The organism is Vibrio sonorensis, from assembly GCF_001854765.1.
In the GTDB taxonomy this organism is placed as follows: domain Bacteria; phylum Pseudomonadota; class Gammaproteobacteria; order Enterobacterales; family Vibrionaceae; genus Vibrio; species Vibrio sonorensis.
The window spans coordinates 373,331-395,042 of record NZ_LJJE01000063.1 but is presented as its reverse complement, the minus strand read 5'-3'; the positions used below and the strand labels follow the sequence as shown (position 1 = coordinate 395,042).

The following is a 21,712-nucleotide window of genomic DNA, read 5'->3' as shown; positions in this document are numbered from 1 at the left end:
TGATGAACCTAAAAAAGGCTCTGACGAGCCTTAATGATGAGTGGGTAGGACTATGGTAAAACAGAGTCCTTTCGAAGGCACATTTAACGCCTCTACGCTTCCGCTTACCGATTCTATATGACGTCTGGCGAGGGCTAATCCAACACCGTATCCGCCACGTTGACTTTTGGACGAATGGGCTTTGAAAAACGGGTTAAAAATCTTCTCGCATAAGATGTCGTTTAGACCCGGCCCACTGTCTATAATCTTAAGCGTTGCGCTGTCTTTGCTTTGAACGACCTGAACAGTCAGTTCTTTGCCTTGTGGCGTGTAGCGCAGGCCATTTCTTATAATATTTTCTATGGCTTGAGCTAGCGCTCTCTGGTTAGAAGCTTGAAGCAAAAGTGATTCTGGCATGTCCGTTTCGATTCTGCGGTCGGGATATTCAAAACGCGCATCTTCAATGATGGCATCGAGTAACTCGATTAAATCAATAGATTCTATTTTCAAATTTGGGCGTTCATTTTCGAGCCATGCAAGGGTTAATGTGTCTTCAGCAATCGCACGCATTTGGGCAACTTCACCGCGTATGCGTTGACTCATTGTGTCCCTATCAATATCGTTGTCAATGCAATCTAATGACATCTCAATTCGGGTAATGGGCGTACGTATCTCATGGGACATCTCGGCGATTAAGTTTCGGTTGTACTCGATAACCGATTCTATGCGTTCTGCCATATTGTCGAATGTTTGTGCGACGTGATGTATCTCGGTGTTGTTTACAGAGAGTTTATCTCCGATCCTCTCACCGTAATTTCCTTGACTAAAAGATTGAGTGACATTTTGAAACTGTTTCAAAGGCTTCATTACGTAGCGATAAATATAGATTGTAAGTGCGAGTAGGGCGATAAAGGGAATGACAACCCTAAATAACCAAAACGCATGAGGCATATAGGTGCCGGGGCGCATTCTATCGGGTAGGTGAACAAGGAAGTGCAGGTCTGACGGAGCAAGCCTTACTTCCATTATTGGGTTCTCTTTAAAATAGAGATGTATTTTCCAACTAACGTCACGGCCAATACCATAACCGTGCCAAAACCTAGCGTTGAGCTGATTTCCGGCGACCACATCTATTTTAGATTGGACGACCGTTATCCAAGTTTGCTCAGTTTCAGAGAGCTCTTCTATCCAAGTATGCAGACCGTCAAGGTCATCATTGTCAACATAGGCTTGTGCGGTTTTTCCCCAATCCAAGATTTCTTGTTGATGCTCTTGTGCTAAAAAGCTCATTTTTTTGTTTGATAGTAGCGTAGCACTGTGCAGTAACGAGATAAAAATTACCCCGCCAAGTGCGACAATGACAAACAGTCGCCAAAAGAGAGTTTTAGTCATTTTAAGAGATACCCTTTTCCGTGAACGGTTTGAATGCGGAGTGGATCAAGGCCTTCTGCGATTAAACGCTTTCGAACTCTGCTCATATGCATATCAAGACTTCGGTCATAAGGACTAAATTCTCTCTGCAATACGGTCTGATACAGAAAGGGTTTTGACTGAGTAAACCCGTGATTTGTCGCTAAGGTCCAAAGCAATTGGAACTGAATCGGTGTCATTTCAATTGTTGAGTGCCGATTTGCTAGATGCAACACTACTTTGTGCTCAGAGCGATCGAGTTCGATCTCTTCATACCTATAGGTTTTTAATTGACTAGGGTGTGATTGAGGATCTGTTCTGCGCAAAACGGCTTCAATGCGAAGCGAAAGTTCGGTAAAGCTGCAAGGCTTTGTAACGTAGTCGTCAGCGCCCGAACGCAAGCCTCTTATACGATGTTCTTCGGCACCATACGCAGTTAACATAATCACTGGGGTTTTTGTTTTGCTTCTAACGGCACTTAGAATGCTGAATCCATCTACGCCGGGTAGGTCGACATCTAACACGATCAGATCGAACAGTTGATTTTGAATAGCGGTTAGCGCCGCGTCTCCATCTTTCAGTGCGGAGACCTTATAGCTTTGGCTCTCTAGCAACTGGCTCAATTGCTCGTTAAGGTGGAATCATCTTCTACTAACAGAATATGAGGCTGTTTTTCAGAGTTTGAACTTTGATACTCGTTAAAGTAAAACTGGTTGGCGTCGTTAAACATGAGTTAGCCATATAGTGATAATTATTCCCATTATCATTAATAAGGTTAGACTTTCAATATGAAATACCGACATATTTATCTATTTATCGCAGCTAGGCGAAGGGTTTGATGACTTATTCAGCGTTGACCCATGCAACACAGTAATCGATACCTAGTTCGTTGAAATGGTGAAACCAACGTATTTGATTGTCTTGAAGTGTATCACCCGGACCTTTTACCTCGATCCATTTAAACTGTTGCCCTTTGAATGCAATCAGATCTGGCATTCCGGAGCGGTATAGCTTTAGATCACTTAACTGAATTCTAATTAGATCGACGAGTAGTTGAGGTGAGATGTTATTCACTGCGTTTTCTACACATTCAAGTGGAAGGTATTTCCAGTGTAAGAAGGGGTTCTCTATACCAGCTTTGCGACGATAACGATCCAATAGATGCTTTAAACCGTATTTAAGCAGGTCGCTAAGTTCTTTTTCTATCAGGTCGGCTCGCGATGAGACAAAGCTCGGTTGATAGAGATCTTTTGGCGCAGCTTGATAAGAGTTAACAAATGCGCCTTCAATTGGAGCGAATATCGCGGGCCATAAAGTTAGCACCATAAGGCCGTTGAGAAGTGAATTCTCAGTGTAGTAAACCTGATAGCCTAATCGATTATAGTGTTCGGCTACTGCTAACTCTACTCGTTGCGTTTCGATGTCCAACTTTAACAGAACACTTTCGTGCTTGGGCTTTTCTCTGCGCTGAACCTTTTCACCATTTACACGTCTGAATCGGTCATGGAGTTTTAACGCGACTTCGTATTCTCCCTTGTTGATGGGATGAGATAGCATCTTTGCAACCATAGCCCCCATCTCTTGGTAGCGTTTGAGTTTTTCAAGTATTCTGACCTGACGCTCACGGCTTGGTAGGGCTGGTGTCTTCCTAAACCAGAGTAATGCAGTTTCAATATCACCAATTCTTTCAAGTTGGCGTGCCAAAGCACAAGTTAAAGTCTGTAACTTAGCGTCTACGTAGTTGTGTTTTACTTGTTTAGGTATAGACGAAAGCCACTGGATAACTTGAATTTTTTCAACTTTCTTATTTGCTTCAAAGCTTTCCCAAATATCGAATATCTTGATCAATGCGTCTATCTGGTTTCTTGTTTTGAAAAATCGCAGTTCCTTGCTGAGTTCGTACTGCTCAAAGTTGTGCATTCCAATATCAGAGAGAACGAATTGAGTGAGGTCTTGTCGAGTGTTGGCAAAAAAAAGCGTACTGAGCAGCTTTAGATAACGACTTGATTGCAAATAGACAATATCAAAAGGGTATTCGGATAATGGAGTAAGTGAATCATTTGCGATAGCTTCAACGAGTTGAGGTTTGCGAAGTTTTTTATCTAGATTAGGAAACAGCAAGCCAACTTCGTTTTTTGTTAACAAAGACTCTGCAATTGAGGCGTGATCAATTTGTGGGTTTAATTCGACAAACCCTTCTTTTTGCAGTTGTGACAGTACTTTATCGGTTGCAGGAATTTCGACATAGTTTAACTTATCGCTCCTAAACCATTTCCCTTTGCGAGTTAGCAATCGAACAAGCAAGCATTGAGCCGTTGTTTCGAGATTCTCAAATCTACTTAACCATAACTTTTCGTCTTCAGACAATAGGTCACTGTAATAAGAAGTCGCGTGAAGTCGAAGTTTGTTAAAGTTGGTTAAATAATAGTCGCTTGGTAAAGTTACAGTAGTCATATCGGAAACAAAAAAAAGGCTTAACCTAGGTTAAGCCTTTTTCTGAAATTTAGGAAGCTTATGCTTTAACGGTTGAAAGCGCTTCACTTTCCGTTTGTGTTACTGGTTTAGTTACAAGTGCTAGGACAATACATACGGCCATCATCGCACCCGAGATAGTGTAAGCGAGACCATAACCGCTGCCTTGCGTCATAGAGTAACCTACAACTGCTGCACCGATTGCACCACCAATCCCCCAAGAGGTGTAGAGTACACCGTAGTTAGTACCGTAGTTCTTGAGGCCGTAGTATTCAGCAGTGATAGAAGGGAATACGGCAAGAAGAGTTCCGTAACCTAGTGCGGCAACTGCTGTACCGATTATTAGAGTGAACTCGGTTTGGAAAGTAACGAACAGAGCCATGTTAGCGCCTTGCAGAATGAACGCGAGTAGGAGCGTTTTTACACCACCGATTTTGTCAGACAGGATGCCTGCAGCAACACGACCACCTGAGTTAAACACGGCTAGAATCGACGCTAAGTAAACAGCATTTGGCAAGTTTGCTTGTACGCTCGCAATGTTGGTGATGTTACCAATGATCATCAAACCAACTGAAGCGGCGAACGCATACATAACCCAAAGTGAATAAAATTGAGGCGTTTTTAGCATTGCTCTCCAGGTCATGTCACAAGACGGTGCAATTGCTTTAACTGGTTTTCCTGCTTTGACTTTAGGAGCTTCTGGCTGGTAACCCGCTGGTGGGTTAGTAATGGTACATGCTAACGGTACTGCAATAACAAGTACGCCTACACCCAAAATCATAAAACTTGTATTAATGCCCATTTGAGTGATCAGCATTGAGGTTAAAGGCGCAAGGTATATAGCAGCCAATCCAAAACCAGCTGCGATTAGACCATTTACAAGTCCTTTCTTCGAGCTGTGGAACCATTTCATCGCCGATGGTGAAAGGCAAGCATAACCAAAACCAATGCCAGCACCGGTGATTACACCAAAAGTAATGTTGAGCATTAGGACAGAGGATACGAAGCCTGAAGCAATCATGCCTAGACCAGTTAGTGTTGTACCTAGAATAAGGATCTTGCGTGGACCCATACGGTCTTGAAGGATGCCAGCAACCAAAAGGCAGACAGAGAAGGTAATTGTTGCAATGGCGTAAGGTGAGGAAGCGTCGGCGGCACTCCAACCAAAGTCGGTGACTAACGCTTTGTTAAAGACACTCCACGCATACAGGATGCCTAAACAGAGGTTAATACAAAAACCTGCTAACAGGATGCGCATTGCTTTATCAATTTTGCTCATCATTTTTACTCTAGGTAACGAAAAACTCAAAATTTGTTTGCGTTTATCAACACAAATCGTAACGGGCGCGAATTATAACCAATAAATATGTGATTGGAATCTCTTTTTTACCTATTTTGTACAAATAACCTGAAATGTTAATTAACTGTATTTTTAGTGTTGCGCAAGGTCGGTAGATCCGCGCTTGGAGGTAATCAAATTACTGTGATTGATATTTGTTTAACGGGGGTTGAAGCTGTTGTTTTCATTTGCTCGAAAATACACACAAAAAATTGACTTAGTTAAATTTAAGTAAATTTGTCATGCGAAGTGTTTCAAATTGTAACAAGGGAAAATATAGTCTTGCCGTCTTAATATGAGGTAGAAACAATGAAATATAAATCGATAACAATAGCCATGATTACCGCTATGGGGATCACATCATTAACGGGCTGCATGGGACAAATGGCAACCACTGGTATGGTAAGCAAATTTAACTTAGAGGTTGTCGACAATCGCTACGCTAGAGAAGGCATGTTTATCTTGCTGTCACCCGCGTATGGTATCGCTGGCGCAGCTGATTTGTTTATCGTAAACGCTATCGAGTTCTGGACTGGTACCAACCCTATTTCTGGCAAGTCTCCCGCTGTTGTTGATACCCCAACAAAAAACTATATCGAAGTTAACGACAAGCTAGATAGCTCGTTGACTGAAGTTCCGTTAGCGTCGAACTCCAACTACAAAAAAGCTGAAGTTCATCAAACAGCTTTAAATGAACTTGAAATGCGCTTGACGATGAACTCCGGAGAAGTAAAAAGTCTTAAAGGTGTAAAAAATCACGGCAATGTGGACTTTTACTTGAACGACGAGTTTATTACCAGCGTAGCGAATCAAGATCTAGTGAACTACGTAAAGACAACTCGTGCCTAAGTCACTCTTTGGTCGAATACTTTTGTATAGACTACACAATTAACAAAAAGTGGTTCTCGTTCGATTTCACGGCCTTACCCCTGAGGTGAGATCCACCTCAACTAATTCGATCATAATCAATCAATTGTAGTGATACTTTAATCGTCATCAATGTATAAATAGGGTGATAAATAGAAAAGGCGCATGGATGCGTCTCACTTTCAGCGAGGGAAGGTCGTGCGAAAGCTGATTTGTATACTGATACTCTTATTTGGGTTAGGAACGGCAACTGCCACAGAAAAAGAAACGCTCATCGTCACAAACTCTAAGGCGTGGAAACCCTTTTCATACATAGATGAAAGCGGGAAACCGTCGGGTATTCTTATTGACCTTTGGTCGAGGTATGCCGAAGTAAATAGGATTGATGTTGAGTTTTATTTGACGGATTGGAATGATTCGTTACTTGCCGTAAAAGACGGTAGAGCGGATGTACACGCTGGACTATTGTGGTCCGAAAGTCGAGACAGGTTTCTCGACTACAGTGACCAGTTTATGACGATAGACACCCAGCTCTTTTTTAGCCGAAATCTTATGGGGAGCGATGTAAATCTTTTTCTGGAAGGACAACATCACTATCCGGTTGGCGTTGTTCGCGGCGGCTATGAAGAAGAGTTTGTTAGAACCCAGTTTCCAGAGGTTGAGGTCACTACCTATCCAAACAACGAAGATATGATTATGGATGCCTTCGCCGGTAACATACAAGCCTTCGTTGCTGATCTACAAGTCGCTAATTTTTTCCTCTATTCCGACACCGATCCTTCACAGTTTATTGGAGTCCGACATCTGTATTCCGGAAAACTTAGACCCGCGGTCGCAGAAGGGAATAGCGACTTACAAAGTCTGATTAGATACGGCATGGCGCAGGTCACTGATCAAGAGAAACATCGTATCTTTAGCAAGTGGATGTATATCAACACGGTGTATCCGGATTACCTATGGCCAGTCGTTATCTTGCTCAGTGCCTTTGTAGCGATAAGCTATATTTTGATGTTGCGAATGACGGTTAGAGCCAGAACCAAACAACTTCAACAAGCAAACCTTGAGCTGAAATCCTTATCTGAAACGGACCCTTTAACTTCTCTTACCAACCGGAGATTCTTCTTCGAAAGTTTTAAACTTCTCAAAGACAACAGCGCGAGCATCGTTGTGATGGTATTCGATATTGATGATTTTAAGCGAATCAATGACAACTATGGCCATGATTATGGTGACAGTGTGATTCGTTCAGTAGCAAAAGCGGCTAAGAGTGTACTTGGTCCTGAGATCTTGATTAGTCGTATAGGAGGAGAGGAGTTTGCCATTGCGATCAACGGTGCATCGACTCGTAAAGCGACAAAATTAGCACACAATTTATGCAGTGCGGTTCGATTGGTAAAACACCCATTACCTGATAGTGGCGATTTAACAGTGACAATCAGTGTGGGCTGCGCAATATACAAAGCTTGTAATAGCCAGATCAACCTTAGTGACGCTGACCAGCTAATGTATAGCGCTAAGAGTCTGGGCAAAGACAGAGCAGTAGTAAAAGTAATTGCAAGTGAAAACAAATGTGGGGAGCCGGAACCGCAAATCTAACTGGTATTTTGTTTAAGTGGAGAAAATTGCTGTTCTCACCGTGTGGTAACAGTTGGTTACAAGTGAGCGGCTATTTATAAAGCGATTGTTACGCGTTTTCTTCACACTTTGGTTGGGATTCGGTTCACACAAACGATTGCGTTCACATAAGTGTTATATCGGTGTAAACGGAGCTTCACTTCCTACCTATAATTGTTGGCTATGGAAAATTACTATCTTCTAACACACCAATTATAGGGACAGAAAATGAAAAAAAGCCCATTGGCATTAGCTCTCTTGTCAGCAGTGGTTGCTTCAGGATGCGCTACAGAGGCGTCAAAGACCGCGCCTTTTGACCTAACTATCTTACATATCAATGATCACCACTCTCACCTAGAGCCTTCTTCTCAAAAGCTAAAGCTTGCTGGTCAATCTACTTACGCTGAAGTGGGTGGTTTCCCGGCACTTATCACTGCTCTTGAACAACGCACCGAAGCAAACGAAAACGTACTTAAGCTTCACGCGGGTGACGCTATATCAGGTACTTTGTACTACGCGCTATTTAAGGGCGAAGCGGATGCAGCGATGATGAATCACGCTTGCTTTGACGCGTTCGCATTGGGCAACCACGAATTTGATGATGGTGATGCTGGTCTTGCAAAATTCTTAGATTGGTTAAACGAAGGAAACTGTGCAACAGAAGTCGTTGCGGCAAACGTGATTCCAAAGCAGGGTGTATCTCCACTTGCAATGAACTCTGCTAACGACTACTTCAAGCCATACACGGTAAAACAGTACGGTGAGCACAAGATAGGTATTGTCGGCATCGACATTTCTAATAAAACGATGAACTCATCTAATCCTGATGAAACTACACAGTTTTTGGATGAAGTTGAAACCGCTCAGAAATACATCGACAAGCTGGTTGCTCAAGATGTATCTAAAATTGTACTTCTAACTCACTACCAGTACACCAACGACCTTCAGTTGGCAGAAAAGCTAACGGACGTTGACGTCATCATCGGCGGTGACTCACACACGCTACTAGGTGACTTTGACGCGGTTGGTCTTAAGAGTGATGGTGCATACCCAACATTAGTTAAGAACAAAGACGGTGATCAAGTGTGTGTTGCTCAAGCATGGCAATATACTCAAGTACTTGGTGAACTTTCTGTATCTTTTGATGGTAACGGTAAAGTAGCGTCATGTGGCGGTACACCTCACCTATTGATTGGTAACGAGTTTAAACGCAAAGACGAAAACGGCAAGAAACAGGTTCTTAAAGGAGCTGAGCTAGAAGCGGTAATCGCTGACATCGAAGCGCAACCAAACCTGATTCAAGTTCAGCCTGACGCAGAAACGCAAAAAACTCTAGCGGTATATTCAGAAAAGCTTGATGCAATGAAGGATATGGAAATCGCACAATCAACCGAACTTCTGTGTTACGAGCGTGTACCAGGTCAACAAAAGCACAGCGGGGCGGATGGTTGTGACACACACACTGATGCGCACGGCTCTCAAGTTGCAGACTTAGTCGCTCAAGCTTTCCTTGCGGAAACTAAGCGCGCAGACGTAGCAATCCAAAACGGTGGTGGCGCACGAGCTAACATTACTCAAGGCTCATTTACGGTAGCTGGCGCTACAAAGGTACTACCTTTCAATAACACTATGGTTAACCTAACCATGACAGGTGCTGAGGTTAAGAAAGTTCTAAACGAGGCGGTTGATAAAGCCTACGCTGAGTTTGTTGACCAAAGTGCGGAAGGTTCAGATGGTGCTTATCCTTACGCTGCGGGTATTCGTTACGATGTAGACTTTAACCGTCCTGCTGGCGAGCGAGTTCACAACTTTGAAGTAAAAGCAAAAGGCGATGGTTCATGGTCTGCCCTAAGTGATGACAGAGAACTGGTAGTGGTAACAAACAACTACATCGCTGGTGGTAAAGATGGTTACCTAACATTTGGCGAGGTATCTGCGGACAAGTCTAAGTACGAAGATACGCTTAAACTGTACACTGAAACCTTTATCGACTACGTTCGCAAGATCACTGCAAATGGTGAGAAAATTGAACCAGTAGCTGAAGAAGATCGCAGTACGCAGACCTTCACTCCAAAAGCAAAATAATCGTTTCTGATTACATAGGCCAAGGTGTTTACCTTGGCCTTTTTTGTGTAACTGCAATTTAATCTTTATCAAATGACGAAATGGGCAGTGAGGATTTTCTCAATAACAACAGGCTTGTAGCGTAGATTCTGAACAAAGTGCCCAAAAGATACGCACACAGTCACCGAATACTCAAATTATCCTTTTCTTTTTCAGTCACTATGGCATATTAACTCTCGTCCCACGATGATGCGTGCATCGTATAATGCTATTACCTCAGCCTTCCAAGCTGATGATGCGGGTTCGATTCCCGCTGCACGCTCCAATCTTTTCTAAATAGCTCCTTCTTTACAAAGCTATTAGCTACTTTATCCGACTCAACTATTCCAAATAACTATTCGCCCTTTAAATTGTTGGCTGTTGGTTTATGTACCACAACTGTTACAATTGTTTGAAAAGAGTTAACCGATTACAGCAGCTATGCGGAATACCGACAAACAAGAAATGCGAATAGTAAACTTTAGTGACTTTTCAAAGGTTGCTGACTACTCATTGATCGAAAGTCTCAAGGTAGATCCCGATGGAAGAGAAGACGGAATTGATCACTATCCTAGACAAGTGTTATCGGGCCACTATGTACCCGTAGCGCCGACGCCGATTGAATCTCCGGTTTACGTAAGCCATAGCCGAGCACTGTTTTCAGAGTTGGGGATCCAAGATGAATTGGTTCTCGATGATGCATTTAAGCGACTCTTTTCCGCAGACATGTCTAAATGTGCCGAACCATTAAAACAAGTAGGCTGGGCAACGGGGTATGCGCTCTCTATATATGGAAATGAATATACCGAGCAATGCCCTTTTAAAACGGGGAATGGCTATGGTGATGGCCGAGCAATATCCGTGTTTGAAGGCATGTTTAACGGTAAGCGTTGGGAAATGCAGTTAAAAGGCGGCGGTCCAACACCATATTGCCGCGGAGCAGATGGCCGTGCGGTTTTGCGTTCTAGCGTTAGGGAATTTCTAGCACAAGAGTTCATGTATGCGCTTGGTATTCCTTCTTCACGCTCTTTGTGCTTGTTCACCTCCCTTACTGAAAGGGTAGACAGGCCTTGGTACAGTGAAAACTCGCAGTCGGAAAATCCGGATATTATGGTTTCAAATCCGGTTGCTATATCTACTCGTGTTGCCTCTTCTTTTCTTAGAGTCGGCCAACTGGAACTGTTTAGTCGTAGAGCAAGAACAGAAGCCAATAAAAACGAACTAGATGAGCTAACAATGATTGTTAGGCACGTTATCGATCGTGAATACAAAGACGAGATTAGACCTAATCTTTCTGAAACAGACCAGATTCTAGAATTGGCTTTAGCGTTTAGAGACAGACTTGCGACGCTTATTACTCACTGGATGAGGGTCGGCTTTTGTCAAGGGAACTTTAATAGTGATAACTGCTCGGTTGGTGGATTCACGTTAGACTATGGGCCGTTTGGATTCTGCGAACACTTTGATCCCTATTTCCAACCTTGGACGGGCGGAGGAAAACATTTTTCGTTTTTTAACCAACCCGCCGCAGCGGAGAAAAATTTTGAGTCTTTTTGCAGTGCGCTTCGCCCTTTGCTAAAAGGCGAACAAAGTGCGCTCGAAAGGTTAGATGGTATTAATGACTCTTTCGAGGAAGTTGTACAAAGCAAGCTAGTAAAAATGTGGGCCTCCAAGCTGGGGCTAAAAGAGTTCGACCCAGAGCTGTTTAATCAACTTTTAAAACTAATGATGGGAACTCACGTAGATTACACAATCCTATTTAGGGAGCTGTCAGACTTGCCGAATTGTGCCTCTGCGCTCACTAAGAGTTTTTACGCTACACCGAGTGATGAACTTATGGAAGAGTGGCAGAAATGGTTAAAGATTTGGCGCAAAACAGTCTTAGTTGATCAAAGTGTTGATGAAGTAACACGAGCAATGAAACGCGTTAATCCCAAATATACTTGGAGAGAGTGGCTGATTGTTCCAGCTTACACTCAAGCTGAAAAAGGAGACTACAGTTTGATTAAGGAGCTAGAGTCTGTATTCGCAGACCCTTATAGCGAGAACTCAAAGCAAGTGGAAGAAAAATTTTATCGCTTAAAGCCGTTAGAACTATTTAACACCGGTGGCGTATCCCATTATAGTTGCTCTTCTTAAAGAGCTTAATCTCAAAAAAAAGGCTACGATCGTAGCCTTGTAAATCGTTTATACCGCCTGACAACTAAGCTTACGCCAATCAGAAATCATCGCATTTAGCTCGACTTGTATTTGCTGCTTTCTAATGACAAGAAGGTCAAACTCATATTTTTCCTTAAGCCGTGTTCGCTTTGCACCAAGCATCTGTTTTTTAACTGAATAATAGTCTTCTAGGCATTTGATGATACGTTCGAACTCATCTTGAATTTGCGTTTGCAAGAGAGGAAAAGATTGAGTTTTTTTCTCGGCATTGGTTAGCATCATTTTTAAGCGCGCTTTTTCAATCAATATCTGAGGCGTCTTGCGCAAGTTTGTCGTTAAACCGACATAAGAGAAACCTTTGATCAACCATTTAGTCGGATCGTAATCCCACCAACGAATACCATTTCGATAGTCGTTTTCAAAGATGTGGTGGAAGTTGTGATACCCCTCCCCAAACGTAAACAAAGCGAGAAAACCGTTGTCTCTTGCGCTGTTTTTGTCAGTGTAAGTTTGTCTACCCCAGATATGTGCCAATGAATTAACAAAAAAAGTGGTGTGATGGACAAGTACTAGACGAAGGATACCTACAAACAACACCATTCCTATTATGTCTTGATAAATAAAACCAAGAGTTACTGGTATTCCGATATTGGTGATTAATGCCAGTGGGAGGTAGTACTTGTGTTGCCAAACGACAATAGGATCTTTCTGTAAGTCACGGCAGTTAGAATAGTCTGCGTAGTTATCTTTATTGTAGTCTCTTAACATCCAACCAATGTGTGAAAACCAAAAGCCACGTTTCGCTGAGTAAGGGTCTTTGTCGTTATTGTCGACGTGTTTGTGGTGCACTCTATGGTCTGAACTCCAATGTAATATGCTATTTTGCAACGCAAATGCCCCGCCTAGCGCAAAGATAAGACGCAAAGCAAAGTTAGCTTGGTAAGTTTTGTGCGACCACAGACGGTGGTAACCCGCAGTGATTGATAAATTACAGAAAGCGAAACACAACAGAGTCCAAACGATAACAGACGTCTGTAAACTTTGCTCAATGGCGTAATAAGGTACAACAAAGAGACTGATCAAAAATGTGCTCGAAAAAAGAATAAGGTTCACCCATATAAGCGGTGGTTTAGATTCTTCTGACATGACAAGTTCCTTTTAGCTTACAAGTGTTCGCTAGAATATCAGCGTACACGTGTAAGTCAAATGGCAATTATTAATTTGTGAATGGAATGTTTTGCTTTTTGAATAGATTTGGATAGTATGAAGTTGCAATAAGATACCGTATAGGTGCAATAAGGAACTGCAAATGGAATTGAGAGTAGCGGAATATAGCGATTACGAGCGGATAGCTCAGTTACACGCTCAGAGCTGGAAGGATTTCTACAAGGGCATTTACACTGAGGACTACTTGACCAACGACGTACTACCAGACCGTATGGTGGTATGGCAAACAAGACTTATCAATCCTGCTTTTAACCAGCACGTTCTGCTCGCGGAAGAGGGTGGACTTTTGATGGGATTTATCTGTGGCTTTGGAAACCACGATATTGATAAAGGGTCAATTATTGAGTCGTTACACGTAGATAAGGCGTACCGCGGAAGAGGGATTGGAAAGCGGCTGCTCAATGAGATGGCAAGTTGGATGAATCACTATTTTCCCGATCAAGGCGTCTACCTAGAAGTGCTGCAGGAAAACAAACAAGCCCACGAGTTTTATGATCACTTTGGTGGTGAAAATTTGCACGAAAAAACATGGCAAGCGCCATGTGGCTCGCAAATACCCGAATTGGTGATAGGGTGGAAATCACCCCAAAAATTACTAGAAAGCTATACTGACTAAGCGCTGTAACACTTTGATACACCTTTCTAAGAGTCTCTGATAGTTCTCGGACATTCTCAGTATAACCGTCGTTTAAATTATAATTGCCATGTTTATTTTAACGACGGTTTATCAATGAAAAAAACGAATTTAACTCTTGCACTCGCAAGCGCCTTGTTTCTTAGTGCTTGTGACAACAATGCGTCCCAAAATGCGCAAGCACCATTACCTGTCGTATCTACTCAAACAGTAGAAGTGATTCCATTCCAACAAAGCAAGTCTTATATAGGTCGTGTTGAAGCGGTAGAAGATACAAATATCACCGCTCAGATCACCGGCTACCTTGCGGAAAAGAATTTTAGTGCAGGTCAAATGGTCGAAAAAGGACAACTGCTCTTCACAATAGAACCGTCATCTTTCGAAGCACAGGTCGCGAGCGCTAAAGCCTCTCTTGCACAGGCCAACGCATCCCTTAAAAAAGCAGACCTCGACTTTAAACGAGCGGAATCGTTGCTGCCTAAAGGCAGTATTTCTCAATCAAATTTCGACGATAAGTACGCTCAACTTCTGTCTGCAAGGGCTCAAGTAGAGTCGGCGACCGCGCAGCTTAAACTAGCAGAAGTAAACCTCTCCTATACAGAGATCAGAGCGCCATTTGATGGAAGGATTAGCGATAGTAATGTGAGCAAGGGTGACCTGTTGTCGCCTTCTACAAGTGTGCTAACCACGCTAGTGAGCCTAGATCCGGTGCACGCTTCATTTAGCATTAGCGAAAGAGAAAGGTTAAATCTTGGCATAGATAAAATTTCTGAGACAGATTCGCAAACAAGCCGTCAGATAGAGGTGGGCATCCTATTAGAGAGCGGACAAGAATTTGAACATTCCGGGGTGGTTGATTACTTGGGTAATCGAATAGACCTAAACACCGGAACAATGGCTATGCGGGCTATTGTGTCAAACCCGATGCATCGTTTACTTCCGGGCCAACATATCCGTGTTGAGCTGAGGGAAAGTGAACCTCAAGATGTTGTAGTCATACCTAGAAAAGCGGTGCAAACGGACCTTGAAGGTGATTTTGTCATGGTTGTTAGTGAAGGTAACGTAGCAGAACGACGAAATGTGACGTTAGGAAAGCAGACAGACCAAGGAGTGGTAGTTAATCAAGGTATTTCGGAAAGTGATACAGTGATTACAGCGGGTTTACAACGGGTAAGGAATGGCAATCCAGTTAACGTGAAAAACCAAGAGTAACGGAGTGCAGCGATGTTAAGCAGATTCTTTATACAACGTCCTAAGTTCGCACTGGTCATTTCGATAATCCTCACCCTTGCGGGTGCGATTTCTCTCGCGGTTTTGCCTGTTGCTGAATACCCCAAAATTAGTCCGCCTTCGGTAAGCGTCACAGCATTTTACACGGGTGCTAGTGCAGAGGTTGTTGAACAGGCGATAGCTGACCCCATCGAAACTTCGGTGAATGGCGTCGAAGATATGATTTACATGTCCTCGAAAAGTGCCAACGACGGCTCGTATAACTTGAATGTTACGTTCGATGTCGGTACGGACCCTGATATGGCTCAGGTGAACGTGCAAAATAGGGTAGCCCAAATAGAATCCAAGTTACCTCAAGAAGTGAGAGCGGTTGGTGTTACGGTCAAGAAGCGATCTCCCGATCTGTTGATGGTTTTAAACTTTTATTCTCCGGACGGGCGATACGATGATCAGTTTTTGATCAACTACATTAACCTCAATGTCAAAGACCAGTTAGCGAGGGTCAAAGGCATTAGTGAAGTAAATGTAATCGGGGGCGGTGAATACGCTATGCGCGTCTGGCTTGACCCAGAAAAAATGGCGAACTTAAAACTCACTACGTCAGACGTTTACGCAGCATTGGCTGAGCAGAATGTACAAGTCGCTGCGGGACGGATAGGGGCGGCGCCGTATGCCAACCCACAAGAAGTACAGTTCAACCTTGTCACCAAAGGCCGACTAGAAACTGTTTCGGAGTTTGAAAATGTCGTACTTCGCGCTGACAGCAACGGAAATACCGTTTTTCTAAAGGACGTTGCCCGCGTTGAACTGGGTAAGAAGTTTTATGACGGTAGCGGTAAGTTTCGCGGTGAAGACGCATCTATTGTGGCCTTATCACTTCAATCGGATGCCAACGCTCTAGAAAGTGGCCAAGCGGTAATGACACTGCTTGATAATCTGAGCAAGCAGTTTCCTGAGGGCATGACCTACGAAACTAGCTATGACACAACCGTGTTTGTTGCTGAGTCTATCAAAGGTGTTGTAAAAACCCTTATCGAAGCGATTTTATTAGTGATTGCTGTCACTTACCTGTTCCTTGGTAGTGCACGAGCGACTTTGATTCCGGTTGTTGCCATCCCTGTCTCGTTAATCGGTACGTTTGCGGCGATGCAGATCACTGGTTTTACGATTAATACAGTGACTCTGTTCGGTTTAATACTTGCGATAGGTATCGTAGTAGACGATGCGATTCTAGTAATAGAAAACGTCGATACAACCATGGCAAAAGATCCGAGTTTAACACCGCGAAAAGCAACCCTGCTCGCAATGAAAGAAGTGACCGGCCCAATAGTGACTTCGACGCTAGTATTGTTGGCGGTTTTCTTGCCCGTCGCAATGCTTCCAGGTATTACCGGAATAATGTATCGACAGTTTGCTTTGACTATCTGTATCTCGGTGGTGATATCTTCAATAAATGCACTGACTCTTTCCCCAGCATTGTGTTCTTTAGTGTTAAAACAGGGCGGTGGAAATACAGCAAACTGGTACAAGAGCTTTAACCGTGGTCTAGAGCGCATAACAGAAGGTTATGGCAAAGTGGCTGGACTATTGGTGAAAAAGACCGCACTGCTAGTTAGCTTCTTCCTAGTTGCACTTGTTGCGGTAACACTGTTTGCCAAAACTACTTCAACAGCATTTGTTCCTCAGGAAGACAAAGGGATCTTGTTGGTCAATGTTCAGTTGCCTGACGCCGCATCCTTGTCGCGTACTGAGGCAGTAACTGAAAAGCTTATCGGATTTGTGGAACAAGAGCCGGGGGTTGATGGCGTTACGGTAGCAAACGGTTTTGCATTTATGACTGGCGCTGCTGCTTCCAACGGCGCGTCCCTATTTATCAAACTGGAAGATTGGGATACGCGCAACGGGATGGATGGTGACCAATCTGCCAATGCCATCGCTAATCGCATTAATGCTAAAGCGGCGAATGAGATACCAGAGGCTATTGTATTTGCCATGGGGCCACCTGCGGTTCCGGGAATGGGAGCAGCTTCGGGTTTTGAGTTTGTTTTAGAAGATACCTTGGGTCGCAGCCGAACGGATCTTGCGACAGTGATGGGGCAGGTCATTGCAAAAGCTAACCAGCAACCTGAGATAGCCTATACCTTTAGCACTTTTAGAGCGAACGTTCCTCACTACTATGTGGATATAGACCGCGATAAAGCGAAGCAACTAGGTATATCGTTAACCTCAATATTTCAAACGCTACAGGGTAACTTGGGCTCGCTTTACGTGAACGACTTTACTATGTTCGGTAAAAATTTCCGCGTTACTATGCAAGCGGATAGCGAGCATCGAAGTGGTATGGACGATCTAGAACGCTTCCACGTTAGAGCGTCAAATGGTCAAATGGTACCGCTTAGTACACTTGTCTCTTATGAACAGGTATTTGAGCCTGATGTAGCATGGCGCTACAACATGTACAGAAGTGCCATTATTCAGGGACAGCCAGCACCGGGTTATTCTAGTGGTGATGCTATCGCCGCCATGGAGCGAGTTGCGCAAGAAATGCTTCCACACGGGTATCAATTCGAGTGGACTGGTATGGCTTATCAAGAGGTACTGGCAGGAAACCAAGCGATATATGCTTTCGCTTTGGCTTTGATCTTTATCTATCTATTTATGGTTGCGCAATACGAAAGCTGGAGTATTCCACTTGCTATAATTCTCGTCGTTCCGATAGCGACGCTAGGTTCTTTCTTAGCGCTTAATTTGACGGGTATACCACTTAACTTGTACGCCCAAATCGGACTTGTTCTTTTGATAGCGTTAGCGGCGAAGAATGCTATTTTAATCGTCGAGTTTGCCAAGAACGAACGGGAAGAAAATGAGTTAGGGATAGAGGATGCATCTGTAAAAGGCGGTAAGCTAAGGTTTAGAGCGGTAAACATGACCTCTTGGTCATTTATCTTGGGGATGTTCCCTTTGATATTTGCCGCAGGCGCCGGTCATGTAAGCCAAAACTCCTTGGGTATCTCGCTAGTTGGGGGACTATTGTGTGTTCTACTTGCAGGTACATTCTTGATACCTGGCTTCTATGCGTTTATCCAAAAGCGTCGTGAGAAGTTTAGGGGTGGAAGCACCAAGCTAATACCTCTAGATGACGAGTAAAAGAAAACCCCGCCAAAGCGGGGTTTTCTATTTTAACTAATATTTAAGCGACAGACTCAGCAGTTGGTTTTTGCTCTTGTCGCATCTTTGCCAAAAAATACACATTAACACATGCAATAAAGCCGTTCGTCACTACAACAGGCCATGCGTCAATCATAAGTCCGTAGGCAGTAAAAAGCGCACAACCAATAAAGTTCAAAACGCGAAGCTTAACGATATCTTTCATCATTAGGGAGATCGCAACCATAATGGAAGCCGCGTAACCAAGAATTTCAACCATGTCCATAATTTAACCCTCTGTAATTTACTGCCCGCACCAAATTTGCCAGACAAAAGTGGTACCAATCTTCTCATCGTGAGATATAGGGAATAGCCCTTGCGAGGAAGCTCCATGCCTCGAATGGTTTGAATAAGTACTGCGAAGAAATATAACAGGGGGAAATATGTGATTAAAGCCCCACTTTTCAGTAAATAGAAGGTTAGCGATTACGCAAACGTTTTACGTGATGATGAAAAGTTAAATCTCATATGGATAAGAAAAAACCCGCTTAAAAGCGGGTTTTAAAGATTACTTCTTTTTGCCTTGAACGGTTTGCTTATCAACTTCCGTTAGTTCGCGAATACGGCGGCTGATTTCACGACGCTCTTTAGAGATCTCAGCGCTTTTGATGATGTGGTCATCAACGCGATCTTCGTAGTCCGCTTTCATGTTTTTGATGATACCAACGATTTCGTCAGTGCTCATATCAGCTTCGATGTAGTCAAGCAAGTTTTCTAGTAGGTCAACACGCTTGCGGTTGTCACGTACTTTCTTTTCATTATCAACCAATTCACGCTTAAGCTTGTTTTTACGACGAGCTTGACCAACGATTTCAAATACTCCGCTCATAGATCCCTTTCCTAATAATCAACAATAACTTAGATCGATTAAAACACAACAGCCCTTGTTAGAACAGTCTTTAGATCAATAACGCCTCTTTATTGAGCAAAAACTGTTCGTTTCGCAATTGATTCGTTGAGCCGCAGCGTCAGTCAAGATATTATCTTGCTCCCGATAACTTTTTATGACCATGGAAATGCGTGTTTCTCAAATATTGGTTCCCCGTGAGCCGAGTGCTGTACAGATTGAAAATTCAGAGCGTCTACGTCAAGCATATCAAAGTGAACGAACCCAACAAGAAATGACAGAAATCGAAATTGGTCGTTCGCGTATATTGATGATCGACGAGGATGGAAATACTGAATCTGTAACTATTGTTTCAGAGCACTAGCGCATACCAAAAAGAAAACCAAAAGGACGGTAAATATGAGCATTGAACTTTCCGCTATAGAAGCTCGAATTATTGGGTGCTTAATCGAAAAGGAAGTAACGACTCCCGACTACTACCCTTTAACGCTAAATAGCTTGACTTCAGCGTGCAACCAAAAAAGCAATCGCGAGCCAGTGATGGCGCTTTCAGAACAGCAAATACAGCAAGGTGTCGATGGCTTAATATCCAGAAGGTTAGTAAGCGATGAAAGCGGATTTAATAGTAGGGCAAACAAATACCAACACCGTTTCTGTAATACGGAGTTTGGCGATTTAAAACTATCTGCACAAGAAAAAGGTATTGTGTGTTGTCTGCTACTGCGAGGAGCGCAAACTCCGGGCGAACTTCGCACTCGTACCAACAGGCTGGCGGATTTTACCGATGTGAAAGAGGTAGAGGCCGTTCTCGATGGTATGGCTAATCGAGAAGAAGGTGCGCTAGTTGTGAAACTGGCACGCGAACCGGGCAAACGCGAATCGCGCTATCAGCATCTGTTTAGTGGAGAGGTTGAAGTTGGCGAAGTAGTTGAATCGCAAACAGGCCATCTAGAAAGTGATGATAGAGTGACGCGTTTAGAACAAGAGGTTGCAGAGCTTAAAGTGCAACTAGCAGAACTTAAAGCGACAGTTGAGCAATTGAGCTAATCCTTTGCAACCGATTAACAATAAAAAAGAAGGGTGGTTTATATATATGATCCGCTCTTTTAACGGCGCTTTGTATTGTGGTATTACCACGGATGTTGAGCGCCGCTTTCAGCAGCATGTAAAGGGTACTGGTGCAAAAGCCTTGAGAGGAAAAGGCCCTTTAACTCTTGTATGGTTTCAAAGTGCAGGCAGTACGCGCAGTGAAGCCACTAAATTAGAAATAAAACTCAAAAAGCTTAGTAAAGCTTCTAAAGAAAAGCTCGTTTCCGGGCAATATTCCCTTGAGAAACTTACCACACCTAACAATTCATAAAGAAAGTCCTTCCAAATTCTAAATCTGTATTAACCTTTTAATTGGACTAGTAAAAGGTTGGTAGAGACATGAATATAAAAAGAAATTTATCAATAGTAGTGGCTGCTTCATTGGTTTCAACTGCATCGTATGGCGCTGCCGTTGTACCCGATGGACGCGGTAACGGTATGGGCAATGCCGGCGTAACAAGTGCAGATTACGTACTTGCTCCATTTTACAACCCCGCGCTGGTGGCGGTGTACAGAGATAGTGATTCTTTCGGTGTTCTTTTCCCAGCGATAGGGATACGGGTACGCGACACCGACGAAAGCCTTGCAACTATTGATGACCTGCAAGACACAATCAAAGCGTTTGAAAATGGTGGAAGTGGCGACCAAACGACAGTGGATCAACTGAACAGCTATCTAACCCGTTTAGCAGATGACAAACCGTTAGCTGTCAATGGAGGGGTAGGGGTTTCTGTTGCTTTGCCTATTGATACTATCTCAAGCAACTTTTTTGCGCGTGGATACGCAGAGGTAATTGCTTCAACAAAAATCGCAGCAGATGGCGGAAATAGCGCTTCCGCTGTTCAAAGTCGCTACGAAAACTCGTCAGTAGATGTGATTGCTTTTGGGCTTGAGGAATACGGCGTAGCATTGGCAAAGATTTTTGTATTAAGTGGTCAACAGGTATCTATAGGGGTAACACCTAAGTTGCAACAAATGCGCACCTATAACCAAAACTTGTCGGTTGAAGATTTTGATATAGATGACTACGACCAAACGGAAAAGAAAAAAAATGCGTTTAACATCGATCTGGGTGCGGTTTGGGTAGCCGATCAGTTTAGAGCGGGTATTGCCATTAAAGATTTGTTTTCGCAGAGGATCGATACGTTAGCGGTGAACAATACTATGTATCGATATGAACTTGATACTCAAGTGACGGTATCTGGTTCCTATACTTCGACATACTTTACTGCAACGGCTGACTTAGATCTTACTGAGCAGGGAAGGTTTGTTAACGTAAATGATGATACCCAGTTTTTGCGTTTTGGTATTGAAGGCAATGCTGCGGGTTGGGCACAGTTAAGAGCCGGTTACGAAATTGACATAGAAGACACTTTGGATAATTCAGTCACCGCAGGTATTGGCATTAGCCCCGGTGATTTAGTCAGTTTTGACGTTGCTGGTAGTTATGCTGGAGACAACCAATTTGGTGTTTCCGCAAACTTAGCCTTTACTTTCTAAAGATACAGGTTGCACAACAAAAAATTGACTAAAA

Annotated in this window: 18 protein-coding genes and 1 tRNA gene; 12 read left to right on the top strand and 7 right to left on the bottom strand. The window is 43.3% G+C overall.

What is annotated here, in order from left to right; all coding sequences use genetic code 11:
• Positions 1-30: 30 nt before the first annotated feature.
• The 4 genes from BLO31_RS12030 to BLO31_RS12015 form a co-directional block, all read right to left on the bottom strand.
• Complete coding sequence (locus tag BLO31_RS12030) at positions 31-1,371, bottom strand: HAMP domain-containing sensor histidine kinase (RefSeq protein ID WP_070966574.1); 1,341 nt, start codon at positions 1,369-1,371, stop codon at positions 31-33.
• On the bottom strand, positions 1,368-2,012 hold the full coding sequence (locus BLO31_RS12025) for a response regulator transcription factor (RefSeq protein WP_245688486.1): 645 nt from the start codon (positions 2,010-2,012) through the stop codon (positions 1,368-1,370). Before BLO31_RS12025 ends, BLO31_RS12030 begins: the two co-directional genes overlap by 4 nt.
• 220 nt (positions 2,013-2,232) lie before the next feature.
• A complete protein-coding gene (locus BLO31_RS12020; protein ID WP_070966571.1) occupies positions 2,233-3,843 on the bottom strand; it encodes a VRR-NUC domain-containing protein in 1,611 nt (536 codons plus the stop codon).
• A gap of 58 nt (positions 3,844-3,901) precedes the next feature.
• A complete protein-coding gene (locus BLO31_RS12015; RefSeq protein WP_070966695.1) occupies positions 3,902-5,140 on the bottom strand; it encodes an L-lactate MFS transporter in 1,239 nt (412 codons plus the stop codon).
• Positions 5,141-5,509: 369 nt separating this feature from the next.
• Between BLO31_RS12015 and BLO31_RS12010 the strand changes: the two genes are divergently transcribed.
• From BLO31_RS12010 to BLO31_RS11990, 5 genes are all read left to right on the top strand, one after another.
• Positions 5,510-6,049 carry a DUF3332 family protein gene (locus BLO31_RS12010; protein ID WP_070966568.1) on the top strand — a complete coding sequence of 180 codons (540 nt, stop codon included), beginning with the start codon at positions 5,510-5,512 and terminating at the stop codon, positions 6,047-6,049.
• 183 nt (positions 6,050-6,232) lie between these two features.
• Positions 6,233-7,663 (top strand): transporter substrate-binding domain-containing diguanylate cyclase, encoded by a 1,431-nt coding sequence (locus BLO31_RS12005; RefSeq protein WP_084659789.1) that lies wholly within the window; start codon positions 6,233-6,235, stop codon positions 7,661-7,663.
• A gap of 246 nt (positions 7,664-7,909) precedes the next feature.
• The gene (gene nadN, locus BLO31_RS12000) at positions 7,910-9,766 is read left to right on the top strand and encodes an NAD nucleotidase (protein ID WP_070966565.1); all 1,857 of its coding nucleotides are present in this window, start codon (positions 7,910-7,912) and stop codon (positions 9,764-9,766) included.
• A gap of 230 nt (positions 9,767-9,996) precedes the next feature.
• Positions 9,997-10,070, top strand: a tRNA-Gly gene (locus BLO31_RS11995).
• 155 nt (positions 10,071-10,225) lie between these two features.
• Positions 10,226-11,923, top strand: a complete 1,698-nt coding sequence (locus BLO31_RS11990; protein ID WP_070966561.1) for a protein adenylyltransferase SelO — start codon at positions 10,226-10,228, stop codon at positions 11,921-11,923.
• Between the two features lie 48 nt (positions 11,924-11,971).
• Here BLO31_RS11990 and BLO31_RS11985 read toward each other — a convergent pair whose 3' ends face one another.
• Entirely contained in the window at positions 11,972-13,090 is a 1,119-nt protein-coding gene (locus BLO31_RS11985; protein WP_070966556.1) for an acyl-CoA desaturase, read from the bottom strand.
• A 163-nt stretch (positions 13,091-13,253) separates the two neighbouring features.
• Between BLO31_RS11985 and BLO31_RS11980 the strand changes: the two genes are divergently transcribed.
• The 3 genes from BLO31_RS11980 to BLO31_RS11970 all read left to right on the top strand — a co-directional run bounded on the left by BLO31_RS11980 (position 13,254) and on the right by BLO31_RS11970 (position 18,182).
• Positions 13,254-13,787: a GNAT family N-acetyltransferase gene (locus BLO31_RS11980; protein WP_070966553.1), complete on the top strand. Its 534-nt coding sequence runs from the start codon at positions 13,254-13,256 to the stop codon at positions 13,785-13,787.
• A gap of 114 nt (positions 13,788-13,901) precedes the next feature.
• The gene (locus BLO31_RS11975; protein WP_070966550.1) at positions 13,902-15,017 is read left to right on the top strand and encodes an efflux RND transporter periplasmic adaptor subunit; all 1,116 of its coding nucleotides are present in this window, start codon (positions 13,902-13,904) and stop codon (positions 15,015-15,017) included.
• 12 nt (positions 15,018-15,029) lie between these two features.
• Complete coding sequence (locus tag BLO31_RS11970) at positions 15,030-18,182, top strand: efflux RND transporter permease subunit (RefSeq protein ID WP_070966546.1); 3,153 nt, start codon at positions 15,030-15,032, stop codon at positions 18,180-18,182.
• Between the two features lie 43 nt (positions 18,183-18,225).
• Here BLO31_RS11970 and BLO31_RS11965 read toward each other — a convergent pair whose 3' ends face one another.
• Both BLO31_RS11965 and BLO31_RS11960 read right to left on the bottom strand, forming a co-directional pair.
• Positions 18,226-18,462, bottom strand: coding sequence for a YgjV family protein (locus BLO31_RS11965; RefSeq protein ID WP_425425290.1), 237 nt, complete (start codon positions 18,460-18,462; stop codon positions 18,226-18,228).
• Between the two features lie 288 nt (positions 18,463-18,750).
• Positions 18,751-19,071, bottom strand: coding sequence for a DUF496 family protein (locus BLO31_RS11960; protein ID WP_070966539.1), 321 nt, complete (start codon positions 19,069-19,071; stop codon positions 18,751-18,753).
• A gap of 187 nt (positions 19,072-19,258) precedes the next feature.
• On the opposite strand from BLO31_RS11960, the gene BLO31_RS11955 reads away from it, so the two are divergent.
• The 4 genes from BLO31_RS11955 to BLO31_RS11940 all read left to right on the top strand — a co-directional run bounded on the left by BLO31_RS11955 (position 19,259) and on the right by BLO31_RS11940 (position 21,678).
• Positions 19,259-19,453, top strand: a complete 195-nt coding sequence (locus tag BLO31_RS11955; protein ID WP_070966533.1) for a hypothetical protein — start codon at positions 19,259-19,261, stop codon at positions 19,451-19,453.
• A gap of 35 nt (positions 19,454-19,488) precedes the next feature.
• Entirely contained in the window at positions 19,489-20,136 is a 648-nt protein-coding gene (locus tag BLO31_RS11950; RefSeq protein ID WP_070966529.1) for a YceH family protein, read from the top strand.
• Between the two features lie 46 nt (positions 20,137-20,182).
• Positions 20,183-20,449, top strand: coding sequence for a GIY-YIG nuclease family protein (locus BLO31_RS11945; protein ID WP_070966687.1), 267 nt, complete (start codon positions 20,183-20,185; stop codon positions 20,447-20,449).
• 68 nt (positions 20,450-20,517) lie between these two features.
• A complete protein-coding gene (locus BLO31_RS11940) occupies positions 20,518-21,678 on the top strand; it encodes a conjugal transfer protein TraF (protein WP_070966525.1) in 1,161 nt (386 codons plus the stop codon).
• The last annotated feature ends 34 nt before the right edge of the window (positions 21,679-21,712 follow it).

What these genes read in the sequence shown, in the direction of transcription:
- BLO31_RS12030 (WP_070966574.1), bottom strand. Translation starts at nt 1,371, where the DNA reads ATGACTAAAACTCTCTTTTGGCGACTGTTTGTCATTGTCGCACTTGGC.
- BLO31_RS12020 (WP_070966571.1), bottom strand. Translation starts at nt 3,843, where the DNA reads ATGACTACTGTAACTTTACCAAGCGACTATTATTTAACCAACTTTAAC.
- BLO31_RS12015 (WP_070966695.1), bottom strand. Translation starts at nt 5,140, where the DNA reads ATGAGCAAAATTGATAAAGCAATGCGCATCCTGTTAGCAGGTTTTTGT.
- BLO31_RS12010 (WP_070966568.1), top strand. Translation starts at nt 5,510, where the DNA reads ATGAAATATAAATCGATAACAATAGCCATGATTACCGCTATGGGGATC.
- BLO31_RS12005 (WP_084659789.1), top strand. Translation starts at nt 6,233, where the DNA reads ATGGATGCGTCTCACTTTCAGCGAGGGAAGGTCGTGCGAAAGCTGATT.
- nadN (WP_070966565.1), top strand. Translation starts at nt 7,910, where the DNA reads ATGAAAAAAAGCCCATTGGCATTAGCTCTCTTGTCAGCAGTGGTTGCT.
- BLO31_RS11990 (WP_070966561.1), top strand. Translation starts at nt 10,226, where the DNA reads ATGCGGAATACCGACAAACAAGAAATGCGAATAGTAAACTTTAGTGAC.
- BLO31_RS11985 (WP_070966556.1), bottom strand. Translation starts at nt 13,090, where the DNA reads ATGTCAGAAGAATCTAAACCACCGCTTATATGGGTGAACCTTATTCTT.
- BLO31_RS11980 (WP_070966553.1), top strand. Translation starts at nt 13,254, where the DNA reads ATGGAATTGAGAGTAGCGGAATATAGCGATTACGAGCGGATAGCTCAG.
- BLO31_RS11975 (WP_070966550.1), top strand. Translation starts at nt 13,902, where the DNA reads ATGAAAAAAACGAATTTAACTCTTGCACTCGCAAGCGCCTTGTTTCTT.
- BLO31_RS11970 (WP_070966546.1), top strand. Translation starts at nt 15,030, where the DNA reads ATGTTAAGCAGATTCTTTATACAACGTCCTAAGTTCGCACTGGTCATT.
- BLO31_RS11965 (WP_425425290.1), bottom strand. Translation starts at nt 18,462, where the DNA reads ATGGTTGAAATTCTTGGTTACGCGGCTTCCATTATGGTTGCGATCTCC.
- BLO31_RS11960 (WP_070966539.1), bottom strand. Translation starts at nt 19,071, where the DNA reads ATGAGCGGAGTATTTGAAATCGTTGGTCAAGCTCGTCGTAAAAACAAG.
- BLO31_RS11955 (WP_070966533.1), top strand. Translation starts at nt 19,259, where the DNA reads ATGCGTGTTTCTCAAATATTGGTTCCCCGTGAGCCGAGTGCTGTACAG.
- BLO31_RS11950 (WP_070966529.1), top strand. Translation starts at nt 19,489, where the DNA reads ATGAGCATTGAACTTTCCGCTATAGAAGCTCGAATTATTGGGTGCTTA.
- BLO31_RS11945 (WP_070966687.1), top strand. Translation starts at nt 20,183, where the DNA reads ATGATCCGCTCTTTTAACGGCGCTTTGTATTGTGGTATTACCACGGAT.
- BLO31_RS11940 (WP_070966525.1), top strand. Translation starts at nt 20,518, where the DNA reads ATGAATATAAAAAGAAATTTATCAATAGTAGTGGCTGCTTCATTGGTT.